Below are 19781 nucleotides of genomic sequence, written 5' to 3'. Positions count from 1 at the left end.
CAGTTCGATGGAGTCGACTCAGCGGATGACGGGATTGCCTCCGTCGGCTTCGATGTCGGCGGGGGACGGGCTGTGTATGTGCACGGCCAGTTCTCGCGCGATTGCCTCGATGTCCCCGCCTTCGATGATGGAGAGCAGACGCTCGTGTGCGGCAACCAGGTCGTGCAAGTCGGAGAATGCCCGCTGATCAGTGGAGAAGAACATCTGCAGTTGGGCTTCCCAGCTCCTCCACAAATCCAGCAACAGCTTGTGCTCCGAGAGTTCGTAGAATTCGCGGTGGAACGTCATGTGGTTGAGAACTGTGGCGCTGAGGTCGTTGTCATCGGCGCTCTTGCGCATTGCGTCGAGAGCACGTTGCACTCTGTCCCGCCCGGCTCCCTTCAGTCGGGGCATCGCCAACTCGATGGCGTAGGGCTCCAAACGTTTTCGCAGGCTGGCGATTTCAGACATGCCCCGCGCGCTCACCTCGGCGACAAACGCCCCGCGGTAAGGAATCCTCACGACGAGACCCTCATCGGCAAGCGTGCCGAGTGCTTCGCGTAGCGGCGCACGACTTACTCCAAGATCGCTGGCCAGGTGCGTCTCGCCCAACTGACTGCCTTGAGGCAGCGTGCCGTCCAGGATGGCATTGCGAAGGACCTGCGCCACCGACTCCGGTCGGGTCCGCTGTTCGATACGGCCCAGTGAGACATCATTGGTGGCGCCGAGGCTCGGCATGGACACAAAGACCCCCGTGGGCGGATCTGGCGTAGACGCTTCTCGTGTAGTCGGTCGGGGCGTGCCGACCTCTTACGTCGATATAGACAACTTGTCGACAATGTTACATGAGCCGAGCTGCGCCGTGATTGGTGCGACTTCCGATAGCCGCGGCAGCAAGCCCATCCCGCCACTGGCCGCTGGGCGAAACGGCCGAAGTGGTTGACATCAATGAGGTGGTCGTGTGTACCATTGTCGACAATCAGCAATCACCAATGTCGTCGTCCATGATCCGTCCGTCCTTACCAATTCGATACTCCTGAGCGAGGTAGTCATGGCCATATCTCCAGATGCCGAAGCAGTCCCAGAGTCCGGCCGCGAGCAGCTACACACTGATGAAGCGCTCCTGGAGAAAATGGGCTACAAACAGGAGTTGAGCCGGTCGTTGGGGTTCTTCTCTAGCTTCGGCATCCAGTTCTCGTCCATCGCGGTCGCATCGTCGACCTTCACGACGTTGATCGTCGGCCTCAGCTTCTTTGGCCCGGCGTCATTCTGGTCGTACGTGATTGGCGGTGCACTTCAGGTCTTCACCGTGGGACTCGCCGTCGCACAACTGGTTTCGGCGTATCCACTCGCTGGCGGCGTCTACCAGATCACCGGTCGGATCACCGGAAACCCGTGGCTGGCCTGGCAAACGGGCTGGCTTCTGGTCATCGCACACACCGTATCCGTGACCGCCGTATCCACCAGCATGGTCCCGTTCCTGGCTGGCTGGTTTGGCGTCACCGTCGACTCCAACTTGGAAACCTTCGCGTGGGCCGCCGGGATCATGGTGTTCGTGACCCTGTTCAACATCGCCGGGGTCAAGGTGGCCGCGCTGCTCAACAATGTCGGCGTCATCGCCGAGATCATCGTGGTCGTCTTGCTGATCGGTGGCTTGATCCTGGTCAAGCACCCCACCCAACCGCTGAGCATCCTGACCGACAGCGGTGGCACGACCAATGGGGGCCACTGGTTGATGCCCGCGCTCTTCGCGATGATTCTTCCCGCCTATCTGATTTCCAGCTTCGACGCCACGGGGAATGCCTCGGAGGAAACGAAGAACGCCAACAAGATGGCGCCGATGGCCTCCGTCGTAGCCAACACCTCGGCCTACCTGGCCGGCGGAATCATCATTGCCTTGCTGCTGCTGGCCATTCAAGACCTTCCCGCCATCATGGGCAGCTCCGTGCCCGTGAAGGACATCCTCGACAGCGCGATCGGCCAGACGTTCGCCACGGTGATCGAAGCGGTCGCGATCGTAGCGCTGCTGGCCACCATCGCCATGTTGCAGCTCACCGGAATACGTGTCCTGTGGTCGCAGGCGCGCGATGGTCAGATGCCGGCGGCAGGCTGGATGCGCAAGGTCAGCAAGCAGCGAATCCCGATCAACGCCACCCTGACGATCCTCGCGATGGCCCTACTGTTTGGTCTGTGGTCCTCGTTGCTCTCGGTGCTCGCCGCGATGACAGCGCTGGCCTGGGGATTTGCCTACACGGTCGTGGTCACCGTCGGTTTCTGGGCCGTGATCAAGAAGAAGCTGCCCGAACACCCGTGGCACTACGGCAAGTTCACCCCGGTGATCTTCGTGGCGGCGATCGTCTGGTCGGTCGTGCTGTGCATCGTCTTGGTGGTCTCCGACCCGATTCACGTCGGATTGGGCCTCGTCGGAGTGGTCGTGGCCGGCTGCGTCATCTATATGTGCATCCCGAAGAGCCGTCGGGGTGCCTCCCGCGACGTCGCACCTGGGCATCGTTGAGTCATCGGACCAAAATGGAGTCAACGTAGGCATGGCAGGCATCATGCGTTCGCAGTGGTCGAACTGGGCCGGCAATCAGCAGTGCGCGCCTCAGCGGGTCCTGCATCCGAGCACGGAGGCCGACGTTCAGGACGCCGTCACCGACGCCGCGAACCAGGGTCTGGGAGTGCGGGTCGTCGGGACGGGGCATTCCTTCTCGCCACTGTCGGTGACCGACGGCGTGATTCTGTGCATGGACCGGATGACCGGGGTTACCGAGATGGACGCTGCCCGCCACCGTGTCAGGGTATTGGCAGGGACGACGATCCGGCAGATGGGTGACCCGTTGTGGGCGGCCCGGTTGTGTCTGAAGAATCAAGGGGACATCGACGCACAACAGATCGCCGGCGCGATCGGCACCGCCACGCACGGCTCTGGTGCGGCACAGCAGTGCTTCTCGGCAATGGCCACGAAGTTCCGCGTCGTCCTTGCCACGGGCGAGGTTCGCGAGGTCAGCACCGACGATCCGCGCAGGCTTGCGGCAGCGCGAGTGGCGATGGGAATGCTCGGCGTCGTCACCGAGGTCGAGCTCGATGTCCGCGAGGCGTTCGGCCTGGCTGAAAACCTCGAATACTGGCCTGTCGAACAGGTTCTCGAGCGCTTCGACGACGAAATGGCGCACCGGCGCCACTTCTCGTTCTTCTGGATGCCCTATGACGGCTCCCCGGGATCGCTGTTCATGGACTGGCCTGCGTCAGTCGGCCCGGGTGACTGTGCCTTGGTCAAGCTCTACGACGAGGTGCCGCAGTCATCGTTCAGTTCCACCCCGGACCCCGGATACCGGCGGGTCGATCGGCCGTACCGGATCTATCCCGATCCTGATTTCGAGGGCGTCATCGTCAACAGGGAACTCGAGTACTTCGTGCACTACGAGGACGGAAAGGACGCGTTCCTGGCGCTGCGGGAGCTGATCCTGGCCAAGTACCCCGACCAGCTCTACCCCATCGAAGTGCGGTCGATCGCCGCCGACGACGCCTACCTCTCTCCGTTCTACCAACGCCCTTCCATCTCGATCTCCATCTGCGGACACGAGGACAAGGACTACATGGGGTTTCTGGCCGACGTCGCCGCGACCCTCGACGACTTCGACGCGCGCCCACACTGGGGAAAGCTCAACTTCATGACGCGCGAGCGAATCGCGCGACTGTTCCCAAGGCTCGGCGACTTCGAGGCGGTTCGGCAGGAATTGGACCCACAAGGGACCTTCCTATCCCCTTACTTATCAACGCTTTTCGCCTAGCCGCCCCTTCATCACAGAGAATGAGGCCATGAAGCTGCACAGCATTTCCTGCTTTTCCGTCGACATCCCCGCAGCCGGCGGTTCCTACGTCATGTCGCACGGGCGCGACCTGAGCGCCTTCCCTGCCACCGTCGTCAAAGTGACCGCCGACGACGGCACCACCGGTTGGGGCGAAGCCGGCACCCTGGGGGGCAACTACCTCAACGGATTCCCTGGCAGTGCACGCGAAACCGTCAAGGAACTCGCGCCGTTCGTGCTCACCTGCGATCCAATGGACGCCGGCGTGCTCGCCGACGGCATGGACGCCCTGCTGATCGGGCACCTGCCCGGCAAGGCGGCGATCGACACTGCGATGTGGGATCTGCGCGGCAAGCTCCTCGGATTGCCGGTGGCCACGCTGCTAGGCGGTATCAAGCAACGTGAACTCGGCGCCTTCCAAGCGGTCAGCTTGACCTCACCGCAGGGAATGGCCGAAGAAGCCCTGTCCTTCGTGGACTTGGGGTTTCGACGCTTTCAGCTCAAATTGGGTGACGACCCGATAGACGACGCCAAGCGCACGCACGCCGTCGCCAGCGCGGTGGCGGGAGTGTCGGAGTTCATGACCAGCGACGCCAACCGCGGATGGACCGTCGCTCAAGCCAAGCGCTACCTGCAGGCGATCCGCGACGTTGACACCTACGTCGAGCAACCCTGCGCCAGCATGACCGAACTCGCCCTCGTCGCGCGGCACAGCCCCCTGCCCCTGATGATGGACGAAAGCGGCCAAACCTACGACGACGTGCTGACCGGGCACCATCTTGGCATCACCGATGCGCTCAACTTGAAGATCACCCGAGTCGGAGGACTGACCAAGGCCGCCCGCATCCGCGACCTCGCCGAAGCCACCGGCATCATGATCATGGTCGACGAACCCCAAGGCGCCGACCTGGCCACCGGCGCGATGGCGCAACTCGCCGCCAGCATCGACCCCCAACGATTCCTCGGCGTTTCCTACTTCATGGGCCATCACATGACGATGTCCTACCAAAAGGACCCGGGCGCAACGGGACCCGTCCTCACGGCGGGGAAGGTCGTACTCGACGACGCCCCCGGCCTCGGCGTGTCCGTCGACGAGGAACTCTTCGGCGAGCCGAGCTTCGTATTGACCAGCACCGAGCTGTGAACCCGATCCACAACAGCAAGTAGACAACCCCGAAAGGTAGACCCATGACCCTGCTGACGGTGCCGAACGTGATCGACGGCAAATCGGTGGCCGGCTCCTCGACCGACACGCTCGAGGTCCTCGATCCCAGCACCGGTGAAGTCATCGCCCGCTTCACCGAATCGACCCCCGGCGATGTCGACGATGCGGTCCAAGCGGCCAAGGCCGCCTTCCCCGCCTGGGCGGCCAAGTCTCCCGGCAAGCGCTCCGAGGCGCTGCACGCCCTGGCCGATCTGTTCGCGCAGAACTTGGCCGAGTTCGCCCGGATCGAATCCATCGACGCCGGCAAGCCCATCACCGCGGCGACCGAAGAAGAACTGCCAGGAATTCTGGGAGCGCTGCGGCACTTCGCCGGAGCCGGTCGCGTACTGGCCGCCCAGGCCGCCGGAGAGTTCGCCGCCGGCACCACGAGTTACGTGCGGCGCGAGCCCGTCGGCGTGGTCGCCGGCATCACGCCGTGGAATTTCCCGCTGTGGCAGGCGGTATGGAAGATCGCGCCCGCGCTGATCGCGGGCAACACCATCGTGATCAAACCCGCGGAGAACACGCCGGTGTCCACGAGTCGTTTCATCGAGTTGGCTCAACAAGTGCTTCCCCCGGGCGTCGTCAACGTCGTCAACGGCCGCGGCCCCGTCGCCGGAGCGGCCCTGGTCGAGCATCCCGACGTCAACTTGGTCTCCTTCACCGGTTCGACGCGCGCCGGTGAGAGCATCGGCTCGACCGCAGGAGCGCAAGCCAAACGCGTGGTGCTCGAACTCGGCGGCAACTCCCCGGTGCTGGTCTTCGATGACGTCGACCTGGCCCAAGCGCTGCCCTCGTTGACCAACGGGATTCTGTTCAACGCCGGGCAGGAATGCATGTCGGCCACGAGAATTCTGGTGGCCGAGTCACTGCACGACGAATTCGTCGAACAGCTGGCCGCAAGCCTCGAGCAAGCAGTCATCGGCGACACCTCCGACCCCGCGACGACTTTGGGGCCGCTGATTTCAGAAGTTCAGCGCGACCGGGTGGCCAAGCTCGTCGCCAACAGGCCGCCTTCGGCGACCGTGGTGACCGGCGGATCCGCGGTCGACCGTCCGGGATTCTTCTTCCAGCCGACCCTGATCTCAGGACTCAGCGACGACGACGAACTGGTTACCGAGGAGATCTTCGGCCCCGTGGCTACCGTGCAAACCTTCACCGATGAGAGCGACGCGATCGCCAAGGCCAACTCGGTCTCCCAGGGCCTGGCGTCCTCGGTGTGGACCCGCGACCTGGCCAGGGGGCTGCGTTGCGTGAACGCGATCGATACCGGCATCGTCTGGGTCAACACGCACATGGTCGTCGGGCCCGAAGTTCCCCTCGGTGGATTCCGGGCGTCGGGGCTCGGCAAGGAAGGCGGCCTCGCCGGACTCGAAGAGTTCACCCGCACGAAGCTGGTCACCCTCAGCATTACCTAAGGCATGGTCGGCCACGTGTCCGACAGTCGGTAACCGGTGGGATAGGGGTCGGCGGGATCGAGTCCGACCTGGCTCAGCTCGGTGATGAACGCCTGGCCGGCGACACGGGGGACGACGGCGTCGTAACCGCCGACGGTGATGAGTCGGTCGATGCGGCTGGTGAACGTGGATCCGATCACGGATTCGTGGACGAATGTCTCCCCGACGCCGATCTGCCCCTTGGCCTTCAGCACGGCCAGCCGCGCGGAAGTGCCGGTGCCGCAGGGGGATCGGTCCAGACGTCCCGGTGAGACGATCACCGCGTTGCGGGCGGTGAGGACACCGTCGTCGGTGCGGGACAGGGGTCCGACGATCTCCGTCTGAGTGATGCCGGCGAACTCGGGGTTCGTAGGATGAACCGCGGGGATCTGTTGGGCGGCAGCAATCTTCAGCTGTTGCCCCAGGTCACAGAGTTCGCGGGCGTCATCGGGTGTCAGCCCGATGCCCAATTCGGCGGCGTCGGCCAGGACGTAGGCCATGCCACCCCAGGCGACGTCGACGGTCAGCGTCGGATAGCCCTCGAGTTCCAGCGGGACGCCGATCGCGTAGGCGAAGGCGGGCTGGTTCTCGAACTCGACACTGGTGACCTTGCCGTTCTCGCACGTGCACCGGATGCGGATCAGTCCGGCGGGGGATTCCAGGATCAGCTCGGTGACCGGTTCGACCATCGGGATCATCCCGGTCTCCAGGAGCGCGGTGGTGACGCACATGGTGTTGCTGCCCGACATGACCGGATATTCGGTGGATTCGGCTATGACGTAACCGATTTGGGCTTGCGGGTCGGTCGCCGGGACGATGTAGTTGACGCAGTGGTGCACGCCGCCGCGCGGTTCGTGCAACAGCAGTTGGCGCAGGTCGTCGCGGTGCTCGCGGAAGAACTTCATCTTCTCGAACACCGTCGCCCCAGGGACGTCGCCGATGCCTCCGGTCACCACGTTGTTGACTTCGCCGCCGACGTGGCACTTCACCACGTTGACCATTCGACTCCAGCGCATCGCCGGTCCCTTCGGTTGTGCTTCGGCGACGTCGCCACCGAGGCGGTGTCATTGATGATGCGTCAGGCCGGCAGCGGGATGTCCGCTGCCGGCCTGTTATCCATGCGCTGGTCGAGCTAGGCGTAGTTCAGACCGGTCTCGGCGATCAGCTTGGTCAGTTCGTCCTGCTTGTCGGCTGACAGCGGGCCGTAGGGCGCGCGGGCGTAGCCGAGGTCGACGCCCACGGCCTGTGCGGCGGCCTTGGTGGAGACGGCATACCCTTCCTTGCCAAGGAAGTCGAAGACGTTCCAGAGCCGCTTGAAGATGACGAACGCCTCGGCGGTCTTGCCCTCCTTGGCCAGATCGAAGATCGCCACGCACTCCTTGGGCGCGAAGTTCGGTGCGCCCCAGATGGATCCAGCCGCGCCCGCAGAGAAGGCGGGCAGCACGATGGTGTCCCAGCCGACGAACGTTTCGATGGCGTCACCGAGGTTGAAGATGAGGTCGAAGGCCTGCTCGATGGAACCGGACGTGTCCTTGATGTACTTCACCGCGTCGGTGCGCTCGAGCAGCTCGCGGTAGAACGGGCGGTCGAGGTTCATGCCGGTTGCGCCGGGCAGGTTGTAGGCGATGACGGGCACGCCGGCGGCCTCACCGACGGTGGCGAAGTACTCGATGACCTCGTGGCGGGTCGGCGCCTCGTAGAACGGCTGGACCAGCAGCACGGCGTCGGCGCCGTCGTCGGCGGCCTGCTTGGACAGATTGATCGCCTCGGCAGTGCTGGTGGACCCGGTCTGCGGGGCAACGGGGACTCGGCCGGCTGCCTGATCGATGACCACCTTGTTGACGAGCTTGCGCTCATCGGAGGTCAGAGCGGCGAATTCGCCTGTGCTGCCACCGGGAACCAGGCCGTGCAGACCGTTGTCGATGAGGAAGTCGACGTGGCCGCGTAGGGCGCCCTCGTCGACGCTGCCGTCAGCGGCGAATGGAGTCGAGACGGCAGCGAGGATGCCGCCCAGCTTCTTGGTCATGTTTCGGAGTTCCTTCGACGTCGGGGATTCGGTGCGGGCGCCGCTCGATTGGTCGGGCGCTCTGGTCACCACCATACTGATATTGGCGATTGTCGACAAGAGAACGATTTGATTGGGGCATGAATCACAAGCGCGGGATGCAGCCCAGCCGCGCGGAGCCAAAGCCGTTGACTCGGGAGGGCGCGGTGCTCACCTCCGTTGGAGAGCTCGATCTCCGGCGGTGAGGTCGACGAAGTCCAGGGCTGTGCGGTACCCGAGCCGACCCAGCCGCGAGGTCAGGGCGAGGAATACTTGAGCAGTGGTGGTGGCGTCGCCTAGGGCGTGGTGCGGGTTGACCACCGGCAGCCCGATCGCCTCGGCCGGCCATTCCAGATTGGGTTCCCTGCGCGAGGACCTCGGGGCGATACCCTCGGCGCGCGCCAAAGCGGCGGTGTCGATGACGGGGCAGCACAGCGCGGCACCGTGCGCGGCGAAGGCCCGGCTCAGGAATGCTTGCTCGATCCAGGCGGCGTGGGCGACCAGGATCCGGTTTTGCAGCAGGGTGTCGAGAACCGCCACCGCGTGCGATAGCGGTGGGGCGTCGGCGATGTCCACGCGACGCAGAGTGTGGACCGCGGTCGACGCTGCCGTCATTTCACAGCCGACGCTGACTAGTCCATAGGTGTTCTCCGAGACCATGATTCGCCCGTCACGGATGACCACTGCTCCGTAAGAAGCAATGGCGTCGCGTTTGAGGTCCAGCCCGGTGGTCTCCACGTCCACCACGACGTACTCGGCCTCCCGCCATGGCCGAGCCAGCGGTTGTTCACGAGGGCCGCGCCAGCGTCGTGTCACGACAACCGGGCCACCCACTCGCCGTCGAGACGGTTCTGCACCTCGGCGACGGCGCGGAACGCCTCACGTAGATAGCGACGGGTCAACGTGTCGAGCTGATTGGGCGCGATCCACGTGGTGGCAGCGGTGTCACCGGCCCGGATCGCCTCGATCTCCCGGCCGAGGACCAATCCGTAGACGTACTCGAAGGCCCGCACCAGCGTTTCGGTCTCATCAACGGTGAGCAGGCCGGCCTGTTCACCTCGACGCAAGCGGGTCACGGTAGAGCCGCGGTCATCTCCGCTCACCACCGCGATCCAGCGCCCCAGTGAGGCGATCGGCACCAGGCCGCCGGCCTTCAGATCCAGCCGGCCGCGGTGCTCCCCGGAGTGCTCCACGACGAAGTTCCGCACGAACCCCACCGGGTGACGACGCTGTGCCCCAACAGGTCATCACCGCGGCCGCCTCACTGACGGTGGCCTGCAGCGGGCACCAAACCACCGGACGCATCTGGTTGCGCGCAGAGCGCAGGGCTTGGTCGACCAACCCGGACCGGGCGAGCCGCTCCCGGGTGACCAGCGACCCGTAGTGGCTGAACTGCAGACGCTCGGGGTGCTGGAGGGCGGGGCGGGGGTTGGGGAACCGGTAGCACAGGGTGTCCTCGGCAGCTCGGGCGCTCAGCGGCGGCGGCAGCCCCGACAGTACCGAGATTTGACCGAAGGTCTCACCGGACCCGAGCACGTCGACGGCCCGGCCGCGGTCGAGAATTTCGACCTCGCCGGTGCGGATGACGTAGAAGTGGGTCAACGCCGAACCGCCGGCTTCCACGATGGTGGTTCCCGAGGCGAAGTATTCGACTTCGATCAGACGCGCGAGGGCGGCGAGGTCCGCGGCGTCGAGGGCATCGTAGGGGGATTGCGCACCCAGGAAGTCGACGTACTCACGCATCCGTCGACGCGGTCGATTCGGCCGCGACCTCTTCGGCTGAGGGACTGTGGACGTGCACCGCGATCTCGCGGGTGATTTCGTCGACGTCGCCGCGGTCGATGATGCTCAGCAGCCGTTCATGTTCGGCGACCAATTCGTGCAGGTCGGCAAATGCCTGATGATCGGCGGAGAAGAACATCTGCAGCTGCGCCTCCCAGCTCTTCCACAAGTCCAGCAGCAGCTTGTGCTCGGACAGCTCGTAGAAGGCGCGGTGAAAGGCCATGTGCGCGTCGATCGTCGCCGTCAGGTCGTTGTTGTCGGCGCCGATGGCCATGTCTTCCAAGGGCCGGGTGACCTTGATCCGGTTGGTTCCGGTCAATCGCGGAATCGCCAGTTCGATGGCGTAGGGCTCTAGGCGTTTGCGCAGGCTTGCGATCTCCGACATCCCGGTGGCGCTGACTTCGGCGACGAACGCTCCGCGGTACGGGTACTTCACGATGAGGCCTTCGTCGGCCAGCATCGCGAGGGCCTCTCGCAGTGGAGCTCTGCTGACACCAAGATCGGCGGCCAGGGGGATCTCACGGAGCTGACTGCCGGGTGCCAAAGTGCCGTCGAGAATCGCCGTGCGCAGAACGTGGGCGACCGACCCCGGCGTGGTGCGTTGCTCGATCGGTCCAAAGGAAACCTTCTTGGAGGCGTTGCGGCCCAAGGTGGCAGCGAACGCTCCGGTCGTAGGTTCAGACACTGGAAGTCCTTTCGCATCAAGCCCGCGCGGGGATGTCGAACCCGCGCCACCAGGTATGCCTAATTGTCGACAATAGCTGTTCCCAGTGACCTGACCCGGACCTCGCCCGGCCGACTGGGCGCGCCGGAGCCGTAGTCCCGCCTCGTGTTCGGTCACTCGCCCGCAGCGGAGACGTAGATGGACCCGCGCTCCAGGACGGGCTCGAGGATCCCGGTCTCCAGCTCGGTGGCCGCGTCTTCCAGGCCGGCGGGGTCGCGGTGCTGACCGGGGTAACCGATGAGTGCCATGACCTGGGGGGTCATGAAGTAGGCGCCGGCCAGGATCGCCGACAGCGGATCGAAGGTCGCCTTGTCGGTGGCCCACACGTGCTTGAGCGCCGCTCGCAGTTCCTCGTCGGGAACCGCGGCGAGGGTGGCGACGGCATCCATCACGGCGTCGAACGCATCCGCCCGCGCCGCCAGCGCGAGATGCAGAAACTCGAGATAGTTCTCGGCGTTGCTGGCCGCCGGGTTCGGTCCGGCGGCGGGGATCAGGCAGTCCGCGATCCGCAGCAATGTGGCCACTTCGTCGTGGCTCATCTCCCGCGGCGGGTGGGTGTCGCGGACCGGGACCGATAGACGGCGGGCGGCCTTCATGACTGTGCCTTTCGGGCCGAAACGTTCTCGACGACCTTCTTGCCCACCCGCAGCGCCAGGGCGCTGATGGTGCAGGTCGGGTTCGCCGAGCCGGAGGTGACGAAGATGCTGCCGTCGGCGATGTAGAGGTTGTCGACATCATGGGCCTTGCCGTAGGAGTTCACGACCGAGGTCGTGGGATCGTCACCCATGCGAGCGGTCCCAAGCAGGTGTCCCGGCTGATCCACCCACAGTTCCTGGGTGATGACCCGGGTGGCGCCAGCTGCCTCGTGCGCCTCGACCATCCGCTCGACCGTGAACTTGAGGATCTTGCGGGTGTTCTCGCTGACGGTGTAGTGAATCTTCGGGGCTGGGAGGCCGTCTGAATCGACCTGCTCCGGTGATAGCCTCACCCGGTTGTCGGGATCGGGAAGGTCTTCGGAGTTCGCTGCCCAAAGGATGCCGTTCGAGGACCGGCGAGCGACGTCGTGGATGGCGGGGCCCCACAGATCGTCGAAGTCCAATTCCCGGTGCGCCTCGATGGTGTTGAGCGGTCCGGGAGTCGGCAGCGCGTGCAGCTTGGCGCCGCGCACGAAGCCTCGGGACTTGTCGGTCTCGTAGAACTGCATGGAGTGGATCAGCTGACCTGCTGGGCCGCGCCAACTTTCGAGGTTCTCGTCGTAGTAACCGATGGCGGTGCAGTTGGGGTGCAGCATGAGGTTGCGGCCGACCATCCCCGAAGAGTTGGCCAAGCCGTCGGGGTGATGGTCATCGGCCGAGAGCAGCAGCAGCCGCGGGGTACCAATCCCGTTGGCGCACAGCACTACCGACCGGGCTGGCTGGAACCGAACGGTGCCATCCCGATCGACCCACTCCGCTCCTGTGGCATTGCCCTCGTCGTCGGTGACCACTTTGCGCACCCGCGCCCCGGTGATGACCTGGGCACCGGCCTGCTGCGCCTGCGGCATGTAGATCAGGTCGAAGGACGCCTTGGCCCCCTGCGGGCAACCCCATTCGCAGACACCCCAACGCCCGCACTGCTCAAGGGTCTTGTACTTCTGGCTGGGGATGGCGTTGGTTCCGGGCCACCAGTGCCATCCAAGCTTGTTCGCGGCCTCGGCGGCCTTGATACCGGGCTTGCCAAGGGGGTGCGGCGGTAGCGGGTAGTCCAGACCTTCGGGATAGGCAGTGTCACCGCCCACGCCGGAGACGCCGATGAATTCGTCGACCTCGTCGTGGTAGGGCTTGAGGTCGTCGTAGCTGATCGGCCAGTCATCAGCCACGCCGTCGAGTGTCTTGACGCGGAAGTCCGAGGGCAGCAGCCGCGGCCACTCGGCGCCGTAGAAGATGGAACTCCCGCCGACGGCGTTGAACATCACCGGCCACATATCGGAGTCGGTGACGTCGACGGGGTAGTCCGAGGGCAGTGCGCGCACGTTCGGGTCGTGGGCCCAGTCGTGCTGAATCAGCAGCTCCCACTCGGGATGGTTGGCAGGGAAGTCGCTGGGGTTGACCCAGTCGCCCTGCTCGAGACAGATGACGCTGAGGCCCGCTGCGGCGGCGGTGTGGGTGACCACGGCGCCCGAGGGGCCGGCGCCAATGACTAGGACGTCGACGGTGGGCTCATCGGCGTCGCTGATATTCGATGTCACTGTCGACCCCTCAATCGTCTCGGCCCCGGCGGCCGGCCGGCCGACCGCCGGGATAGTTCAATGGTGCTCCAGCGCAACGCTTCAGGCTCCGGCGAGGACGCCGCCGTCGACGACGAACGCGGTGCCGGTGATGGCCGTCGAATGATCCGACAGCAGGAAGGCCACCGAGTGGGCGATCTCGAGGGGCAGGATCGCCCGCCCGATCGGCTGGAAGTCGGGCAATCCAGCCTCGAGCTCCTCGCGTCCACCCAGCGCGGTGTAGTGCGGGACGTTGAGCGGGGTGTCGACGAATCCAGGGCACAGCGTGTTCGCCCGGATCCCCTGCGAGCCGAAGTCCAGTGCGATGGCCTTCGTCATCGTCAGGACGGCGCCCTTGCTGGCGGTGTAGGTCGTTAGCAGCTTCTCGGCGCCGATCGAGTTGATCGAGCCGAAGTTCACGATCGACCCACCGCCGGCCTTGATCAGCTCGGGGATCGCGTATTTCGAGCCAAGGAAGACGCCCTTGACGTTGACGTCGAAGGTCTTCTGGTAGTCCTCCACTGAGGCGTCGAGAATGGTGCCGGGGATGAGTACACCGGCGTTGTTCACAATGCCGTCGAGCTTGCCGAACGTTCGCACTGCGAAGGCGATGACGTCCTTGACTTGCTGTTCGTCGGCGACGTCCACCACGCGGGCGACGAGGTTGTCGTTGTCGACCTTCAGCTCGGGTAGCGACGACTCCTTGTGCACGGTGGCGACCACCTGGGCGCCTTCCTCCAGCAGATGCAGCGCCGTCGCCAGTCCGATCCCTCCGCCGGCACCAGTGACGATGACGGTCTTTCCAGCCAGCAACTCGCCCATGGGGTTTGATCCTCGTTTCGTGTGAATGCCACCAGAAAATGCGTGGACAGAAATTGTTCTGTTGTCGACAATATGCCACCAGAGTGTGACTCGCAAACGCATCGCCGTCAATGGGGCGTTGACTGACGGAGCAGCCGAACGCCCTGCCGAGCAGACACAAATGGCCCTGAATCGGCCCAAATGAGGGCCATTTGCGACTGCTCGCGGGGAAAGCTAGCCGACGGCGCGGCCCGCACCCGCCCAGAACTGCGCGCGCACGGCCTTCTTGTCCGGCTTGCCGAGGGCGGTCACCGGCACCGAGTCGACGACGATCACCTGCTTGGGTGACTGCACCGAGCCCTTGCGGTCCTTGACGGCGGACTGGATCTCGGAGGTCATCGTTGCGACGGACGCCTCGTCGGTCGGAGCGTCGGGCCGCAGCACCACCACGGCCGTCACCGCCTCGCCCCACTTCTCGTCCGGCGTGCCGATCACGCACACCTGCGCGATCGAAGGATGTTCTGCCACAACGTCTTCCACCTCACGGGGGAACACGTTGAACCCGCCGGTGACGATCATGTCCTTGGTCCGGTCGACGATGTACCAGAAGCCGTCCTCGTCCTCGCGCGCCAGGTCGCCGGTGTGCATCCAGCCGTCATGAAAAGTTCGGGACGTTTCTTCTGGCAGTTTCCAATAGCCGCCGCACAGCAGCGGGCCGGACACGCAGATCTCGCCCACCTCGCCCTGCGCGACGGGCTTGCCGTCGTCGCCGAGCAGGGCAGTGCGAGCGAACAGCGTGGGCCGTCCGCAGGAGGTCAGCCGCTTCTCGTCGTGATCGCCCTTGGCCAGGTAGGTGATCACCATCGGCGCTTCGGACTGGCCGTAGTACTGCGCGAAGATCGGGCCGAACCGCTTGATCGCCTCCTTCAATCGCACCGGGTTCATGGCCGACGCGCCGTAGTAGACGGTCTCCAACGACGACAGGTCGCGGGTGTGCGAATCGGGGTGATCCATCAACGCGTAGATCATCGACGGCACCAACATGGTCGACGAAATCTTCTGCTCCTCGATCACGCGCAGTACCTCGGCGGGGTCGAACTTCGTCAGCACGATGAGCTCGCCGCCCTTCACGATGACCGGCGTGAAGAACGCTGCGCCCGCATGCGACAGCGGCGTGCACATCAGGAACCGCGGGTTCTCCGGCCACTCCCACTCGGCGAGCTGAACGGTCGTCATGGTGGTGATCGACCCCGTCGTACCCATGACGCCCTTGGGCTTGCCGGTGGTGCCGCCGGTGTACGTCATCCCGCCGATGTGATCTGGCGGCAGGTCCGCGGCCACCAGTGGCTTGGGCTCGTACTTCGCGGCCTCGGCGGTGAGATCGACGGCCGCGTGCCCGGCCAATGCGTCGGGCACGGGGCCGATGGTCAGGATCTGCTTGAGCGACGGCACCTTCTCGAGCAGGCCCAAGGCCCGCTCGACGAACATCGGATTCGGATCGATGATCAACGACGTCACCTCGGCGTCGGACAGCACGAAGGCATGGTCGTCGAGTGAGCCGAGAGGGTGTAGTGCCGTTCGTCGGTAGCCCTGGGTCTGGCCGGCGCCGATGATCATCAGCACCTCGGGTCGGTTCAGCGACAGCAGGCCGGAGATGCTCCCTGTGCCTGCGCCGAGCGCCTCGAACGCCTGAATGTACTGGCTGATGCGTTCTGCCAGCTGCCCGCCGGTCAGTGTGGTGTCACCGAGAAACAGCACCGGCTTGTCCTTGTGGCGCTTCAGCGCGCTCACCGTGATGTGCCCGGAGTGGATCGGATGGCGCAGCAGGTCGTCACTCATAAGGACAGACTAGAACGTGTTACAGAAACGGTCACCGGTACCGGACCAATCGTGCGCTCGCGTGGGCGCCGCAGTCCCCGGCGATGGGTCACATCGCCGGGGACTGTGTCTGGATTTTGCGTTGGCGGCGGACGCTTACTTCCAGACGCCGTCCTTCTTCCACTGGAGTTCCTTCTGGATCCACTCGTTGTCCTGGTCGAACTCCTCGGTCTCGGACACCCGGCGAACCTCGAGCCTGGCGCCGGTGCCCAGCGGGCACTTGAGCGCCCACTGCTTGGCCTCGTCGGCCGATGACACGTCGAGGATCCAGAAGCCGTTGAACAGCTCCTTGGCCTCGGTGTAGGGGCCGTCGGTGACCACTGGCGGTTCGGAATCGAAGTTGACCGCGAAGCCCTCCTCGGGACCGGCGAGGCCCTCGCCTGCCAGCATCACGCCGGCCTTGATCAGCTCCTCGTTGTAGCGGCCCATCGACTCGATGATCTGGTCGAAGTCGATGTTCTGCTCCGCCATCGCCACTTCGGCCGCAGGGGTGGACCGCAGGATCAGCATGTAACGCGCCATTTCTCTGTCTCCTTGTTGTTGTGGGCGGGGCCCGTTCATTCTTGTTCAAGTGCCCCTCGTACTAGACGTCGACTGGCAACCCCCCGAAATCGACACGGGCCGCGAAACTTTTCTGAAGAATCTTTTGCGTGACTGCGAATCGCTGCGTTAATGCCTGCTGAGCTGGTCCTTTTGGGGACGGTGCTGACCGTGGACGAGGCGCGTCCCACCGCCGAAGCGCTCGCGGTCGCCGACGGGCGGATCGTCGCGGTCGGGAGTCGGGCCGACGTCGACGTGTGGATCGGGCCCGACACCGACGTCGTCGAGCTCGGCGACGGCTGCATCATGCCGGGGCTGATCGAGGCACACGGGCATCCGTTGATGGAGGCCGTCGTGCTGTCCGACCGCATGGTCGACATCCGCCCGGTCACCGTTCGCGACCCGGACGCCGTCGTCGCCGCGATCCGCTCCGAGGTCGCCAAGCGCGGGGCCGACGGCGCCTACCTCAACGGCTGGGATCCGCTGCTGCAAGTGGGTCTGCCCGAGCCGACGCTGGCCTGGCTGAACGGCATCGCCCCCGACACCCCGCTGGTGATCGTGCACAACTCCGGGCACAAGGTGTTCTTCAACGCCGCGGCGGCCGCACGTTCCGGGGTGACCCGCGATACTCCCGACCCCAAGGGCGCCAAGTTCGGGCACGACGCCGACGGCGAGCTGGACGGCACGGGAGAGGAAACGGGTGCGGTGTTCGGCCTGTTGGGGGGCGCGATCACGCCAAGCGACTATCCCGCGATGCTGCGCGCCGAGCTCGCCCGGCTCAACCGTGCTGGGCTCACCACGTGTTCGGAGATGGCGTTCGACCCGGTCTTCCGGCCGATCGTCGAGCAGATGCGCAACGGCCTCACGGTGCGGCTGCGGGCCTACGAGATCTCCAACACCCAGCTGTCCACCGACATGGTTCCGGCCAACGGCGACGACCTGTTCCGGCAGGTCGGCATCAAGATCTGGGTCGACGGTTCACCGTGGATCGGCAACATCGACCTGTCGTTCCCCTATCTGGACACCGACGCGACCCGGACCATCGGCGTGACGCCCGGATCCTGCGGTCACGCCAACTACACGCCCGAGCAGCTCACCGAGATCGTCGGCGCCTACTTCCCGAAGGGCTGGCCGATGTCGTGCCACGTCATGGGTGATGCAGGCATCGACACGATCCTCGACATCTATGAAGAGGCCCTGCGGCGCTGGCCCCGCGACGACCACCGGCTGCGGCTCGAGCACGTCGGCGCGATCCGCGACGAGCAGCTGCAGCGCGCCCACGACATGGGCGTCACGTGCAGCCTGTTCGTCGACCAGATTCATTACTGGGGCGACATCATCGTCGACGGCCTGTTCGGCCCCGAACACGGAACCCGTTGGATGCCATGCGGATCCGCGGTCAAGACGGGTATGCGGATCTCACTGCACAACGACCCGCCGGTGACGCCGGAGGAACCGCTGCGCAACATCAGCGTGGCGGTCACGCGCACCGCGCCGAGCGGCAGGGTGATGGCGCCCGAGGAACGGCTGACGGTCGACCAGGCCATCCGCGCTCAGACCATCGACGCGGCGTACCAGTTGTTCGCCGACGACGTGATCGGCTCGCTGGAGGTCGGCAAGTACGCCGACCTGGTGGTGCTGGCGGCCGACCCGCGGGCGGTGCCGCCCGAGGACATCGCCGACCTGGAGGTTCGCGCGACGTACCTCGCGGGTCGTCAGGTTTACGCGAAAGGCGACTGACACGATCGCGGCCGTGGCTACGCTCGAGTCATGTCAGAGCTGGCCGATCCCCGATTCCTCGATGAACGCACGGCGCACTGGGCGGACGTCACACCCGACGCCGAGGCCATCACCTATCTCGGCCGCACGTGGACGTGGGCACAGTGGGACGACCGCATCCGCCGCCTCGCCGGGGCGTTGGTCGAACGCGGCGTCGGGCGCGGTGACGTCGTCGCGTTCCTCGACAAGAACCACCCCGCCTGCCTGGAGCTGACGTTGGCCGCCGCGTCGCTTGGCGCGGCCAACGCGATCATCAACTTCCGGCTCGCCGCCGACGAACTCGACTACGTGCTCAACGATTCCGGCGCCAAGCTGCTCATCGTCGGGACGGACCTCAAGCCTGCGATCGACAAGATCCGCGACGAGCTCGGCGGCGTCGAACACGTCATCGAGGTCACGCCCGACGGAGCGGACGGCGACGAGTACGAGGCCGTGCTGGCCTCTGCGACTCCGGTCGGCCGGGGTGCCGACGTCGAATCGGACGACGTCTGCATCGTCATGTACTCGTCGGGCACCACCGGGCGTCCCAAGGGCGTCTTGCTGACCCAGGCCAACCTCATCGCCCACACGGTCAACGGGCAGGAGGGATTCGAGTTCGACGAGGGCGACAAGAACATGGTGTCGATGCCGCTGTTCCACGTCGGCGGCTCGTCCTACGCCCAGCTCGGCATCCACAACGGGGTGCCAAGTGTGGTGACGCGCGACGTCGACGGCGCCGCGCTTGCCGGTGCGATCCTGCAGGGCGCCAACCGAACCTTCCTGGTGCCCGCGGTGCTGGCCAAGGTGCTGGAATCGGGGGAGGACGCCGTCAAGCTGTTCGGCGCGCTGAAGACCTACTCGTATGGCGCATCACCCATGCCGCTGCCCTTGCTCCGTGCGGCGCTGAAGGCATGGCCGAACACGGACTTCATCCAGGCCTACGGGCTGACCGAGTTGTGCGGCGTCATCAGCCACCTGCTTCCCGAGGCCCACCGCGATCCCGGCAAGGAGGAGCGGCTGTCGAGTGCAGGGACGCTCATCCCCAACGCCGAGGTGCGCGTGGTGAACCCCGACACCTTGGAGGACGTACCGGAGGGCGAGCAGGGCGAATTGTGGTTCCGCTCAGCGCAATTGATGAAGGGTTACCACAACAAGCCGGAGGCGACGGCCGAGGCGATCACCGAGGACGGCTGGTTCCGCACCGGTGACATCGGCCGCGTCGACGAAGAGGGCTACATCTTCGTCGAGGACCGGCTAAAGGACATGATCATCACGGGCGGCGAGAACGTGTATTCGATCGAGGTCGAGCGGGTGCTGGCCGAGCATCCCGCCGTCGCCGAGGTCGCCGTCATCGGCGTGCCCGACGAGAAGTGGGGTGAGGCGGTGAAAGCCGTTGTGGCGCTTGACGGCGAGGCCACCGAGGCGGAGATCATCGCGTTCGCCCGCGAGCAGCTGGCCGCCTACAAGTGCCCGAAGACCGTCGACATCGTGGACGCCTTGCCGCGCAACCCCACCGGCAAGATCCTGAAGAAGGACCTCCGCAGACCGCACTGGGAGGGCAGCGGCCGCGCGGTCTAG

At 65.3% G+C, this 19781-nt stretch carries 18 protein-coding genes; 6 read left to right on the top strand and 12 right to left on the bottom strand.

Going from position 1 to position 19781, the window contains the following annotated elements:
• Positions 1–18: 18 nt before the first annotated feature.
• Positions 19–717 (bottom strand): GntR family transcriptional regulator, encoded by a 699-nt coding sequence (locus HNP02_RS07790; protein ID WP_184437719.1) that lies wholly within the window; start codon positions 715–717, stop codon positions 19–21.
• Between the two features lie 313 nt (positions 718–1030).
• Here HNP02_RS07790 and HNP02_RS07785 point away from each other — a divergent pair, with 313 nt between their 5' ends.
• The 4 genes from HNP02_RS07785 to HNP02_RS07770 are packed head-to-tail and all read left to right on the top strand — an operon-like array spanning position 1031 to position 6413.
• Entirely contained in the window at positions 1031–2494 is a 1464-nt protein-coding gene (locus HNP02_RS07785) for an APC family permease (protein WP_184436889.1), read from the top strand.
• Positions 2495–2525: 31 nt separating this feature from the next.
• Complete coding sequence (locus HNP02_RS07780) at positions 2526–3773, top strand: D-arabinono-1,4-lactone oxidase (RefSeq protein WP_184436887.1); 1248 nt, start codon at positions 2526–2528, stop codon at positions 3771–3773.
• 28 nt (positions 3774–3801) lie between these two features.
• The gene (locus tag HNP02_RS07775) at positions 3802–4935 is read left to right on the top strand and encodes a mandelate racemase/muconate lactonizing enzyme family protein (protein WP_184436885.1); all 1134 of its coding nucleotides are present in this window, start codon (positions 3802–3804) and stop codon (positions 4933–4935) included.
• A gap of 44 nt (positions 4936–4979) precedes the next feature.
• Positions 4980–6413, top strand: coding sequence for an aldehyde dehydrogenase (locus HNP02_RS07770; RefSeq protein ID WP_184436883.1), 1434 nt, complete (start codon positions 4980–4982; stop codon positions 6411–6413).
• Here HNP02_RS07770 and HNP02_RS07765 read toward each other — a convergent pair.
• From HNP02_RS07765 to HNP02_RS07720, 11 genes are all read right to left on the bottom strand, one after another.
• The gene (locus HNP02_RS07765; RefSeq protein WP_184436881.1) at positions 6410–7447 is read right to left on the bottom strand and encodes a proline racemase family protein; all 1038 of its coding nucleotides are present in this window, start codon (positions 7445–7447) and stop codon (positions 6410–6412) included. The two genes, HNP02_RS07770 and HNP02_RS07765, sit on opposite strands and share 4 nt — an antisense overlap.
• A gap of 116 nt (positions 7448–7563) precedes the next feature.
• Positions 7564–8457 carry a dihydrodipicolinate synthase family protein gene (locus HNP02_RS07760; RefSeq protein WP_184436879.1) on the bottom strand — a complete coding sequence of 298 codons (894 nt, stop codon included), beginning with the start codon at positions 8455–8457 and terminating at the stop codon, positions 7564–7566.
• Between the two features lie 189 nt (positions 8458–8646).
• Complete coding sequence (locus tag HNP02_RS07755) at positions 8647–9291, bottom strand: 3'-5' exonuclease (RefSeq protein ID WP_309241466.1); 645 nt, start codon at positions 9289–9291, stop codon at positions 8647–8649.
• On the bottom strand, positions 9288–9668 hold the full coding sequence (locus HNP02_RS42570) for a putative nucleotidyltransferase substrate binding domain-containing protein (RefSeq protein WP_309241465.1): 381 nt from the start codon (positions 9666–9668) through the stop codon (positions 9288–9290). The genes HNP02_RS07755 and HNP02_RS42570 overlap by 4 nt, the downstream gene beginning before the upstream one ends.
• Entirely contained in the window at positions 9565–10218 is a 654-nt protein-coding gene (locus tag HNP02_RS07750) for a cyclic nucleotide-binding domain-containing protein (RefSeq protein WP_255506317.1), read from the bottom strand. The genes HNP02_RS42570 and HNP02_RS07750 overlap by 104 nt, the downstream gene beginning before the upstream one ends.
• Positions 10211–10942 carry a GntR family transcriptional regulator gene (locus HNP02_RS07745; RefSeq protein ID WP_184436877.1) on the bottom strand — a complete coding sequence of 244 codons (732 nt, stop codon included), beginning with the start codon at positions 10940–10942 and terminating at the stop codon, positions 10211–10213. Before HNP02_RS07745 ends, HNP02_RS07750 begins: the two co-directional genes overlap by 8 nt.
• Positions 10943–11094: 152 nt before the next feature.
• Positions 11095–11577, bottom strand: coding sequence for a hypothetical protein (locus HNP02_RS07740; RefSeq protein ID WP_184436875.1), 483 nt, complete (start codon positions 11575–11577; stop codon positions 11095–11097).
• Positions 11574–13208 (bottom strand): GMC family oxidoreductase, encoded by a 1635-nt coding sequence (locus HNP02_RS07735; RefSeq protein WP_309241463.1) that lies wholly within the window; start codon positions 13206–13208, stop codon positions 11574–11576. Before HNP02_RS07735 ends, HNP02_RS07740 begins: the two co-directional genes overlap by 4 nt.
• A gap of 81 nt (positions 13209–13289) precedes the next feature.
• On the bottom strand, positions 13290–14048 hold the full coding sequence (locus HNP02_RS07730; protein ID WP_184436873.1) for an SDR family NAD(P)-dependent oxidoreductase: 759 nt from the start codon (positions 14046–14048) through the stop codon (positions 13290–13292).
• A gap of 213 nt (positions 14049–14261) precedes the next feature.
• Positions 14262–15866: a fatty-acid--CoA ligase FadD8 gene (gene fadD8 / locus HNP02_RS07725; protein WP_184436871.1), complete on the bottom strand. Its 1605-nt coding sequence runs from the start codon at positions 15864–15866 to the stop codon at positions 14262–14264.
• A 135-nt stretch (positions 15867–16001) separates the two neighbouring features.
• Positions 16002–16427 carry a YciI family protein gene (locus HNP02_RS07720; RefSeq protein ID WP_184436869.1) on the bottom strand — a complete coding sequence of 142 codons (426 nt, stop codon included), beginning with the start codon at positions 16425–16427 and terminating at the stop codon, positions 16002–16004.
• A gap of 150 nt (positions 16428–16577) precedes the next feature.
• On the opposite strand from HNP02_RS07720, the gene HNP02_RS07715 reads away from it, so the two are divergent.
• Positions 16578–18185, top strand: a complete 1608-nt coding sequence (locus tag HNP02_RS07715; protein ID WP_184436867.1) for an amidohydrolase — start codon at positions 16578–16580, stop codon at positions 18183–18185.
• Between the two features lie 30 nt (positions 18186–18215).
• Positions 18216–19781 (top strand): long-chain-fatty-acid--CoA ligase, encoded by a 1566-nt coding sequence (locus HNP02_RS07710; protein WP_184436865.1) that lies wholly within the window; start codon positions 18216–18218, stop codon positions 19779–19781.

Origin of the sequence: Mycobacterium sp. AZCC_0083, assembly GCF_014202335.1 — a bacterium.
In the GTDB taxonomy this organism is placed as follows: Bacteria; Actinomycetota; Actinomycetes; order Mycobacteriales; family Mycobacteriaceae; genus Mycobacterium.
This window is presented reverse-complemented; position numbering and strand designations above follow the sequence as displayed.

Excerpts from the sequence above, each read along its gene's own strand:
- HNP02_RS07720 (WP_184436869.1), bottom strand. The coding sequence starts at position 16,427 with ATGGCGCGTTACATGCTGATCCTGCGGTCCACCCCTGCGGCCGAAGTG.
- HNP02_RS07710 (WP_184436865.1), top strand. The coding sequence starts at position 18,216 with ATGTCAGAGCTGGCCGATCCCCGATTCCTCGATGAACGCACGGCGCAC.
- HNP02_RS07750 (WP_255506317.1), bottom strand. The coding sequence starts at position 10,218 with ATGCGTGAGTACGTCGACTTCCTGGGTGCGCAATCCCCCTACGATGCC.
- HNP02_RS07770 (WP_184436883.1), top strand. The coding sequence starts at position 4,980 with ATGACCCTGCTGACGGTGCCGAACGTGATCGACGGCAAATCGGTGGCC.
- HNP02_RS07790 (WP_184437719.1), bottom strand. The coding sequence starts at position 717 with ATGCCGAGCCTCGGCGCCACCAATGATGTCTCACTGGGCCGTATCGAA.
- HNP02_RS07785 (WP_184436889.1), top strand. The coding sequence starts at position 1,031 with ATGGCCATATCTCCAGATGCCGAAGCAGTCCCAGAGTCCGGCCGCGAG.
- HNP02_RS07730 (WP_184436873.1), bottom strand. The coding sequence starts at position 14,048 with ATGGGCGAGTTGCTGGCTGGAAAGACCGTCATCGTCACTGGTGCCGGC.
- HNP02_RS07760 (WP_184436879.1), bottom strand. The coding sequence starts at position 8,457 with ATGACCAAGAAGCTGGGCGGCATCCTCGCTGCCGTCTCGACTCCATTC.
- HNP02_RS07715 (WP_184436867.1), top strand. The coding sequence starts at position 16,578 with ATGCCTGCTGAGCTGGTCCTTTTGGGGACGGTGCTGACCGTGGACGAG.
- HNP02_RS07775 (WP_184436885.1), top strand. The coding sequence starts at position 3,802 with ATGAAGCTGCACAGCATTTCCTGCTTTTCCGTCGACATCCCCGCAGCC.
- fadD8 (WP_184436871.1), bottom strand. The coding sequence starts at position 15,866 with ATGAGTGACGACCTGCTGCGCCATCCGATCCACTCCGGGCACATCACG.
- HNP02_RS07740 (WP_184436875.1), bottom strand. The coding sequence starts at position 11,577 with ATGAAGGCCGCCCGCCGTCTATCGGTCCCGGTCCGCGACACCCACCCG.
- HNP02_RS07765 (WP_184436881.1), bottom strand. The coding sequence starts at position 7,447 with ATGCGCTGGAGTCGAATGGTCAACGTGGTGAAGTGCCACGTCGGCGGC.
- HNP02_RS07780 (WP_184436887.1), top strand. The coding sequence starts at position 2,526 with ATGGCAGGCATCATGCGTTCGCAGTGGTCGAACTGGGCCGGCAATCAG.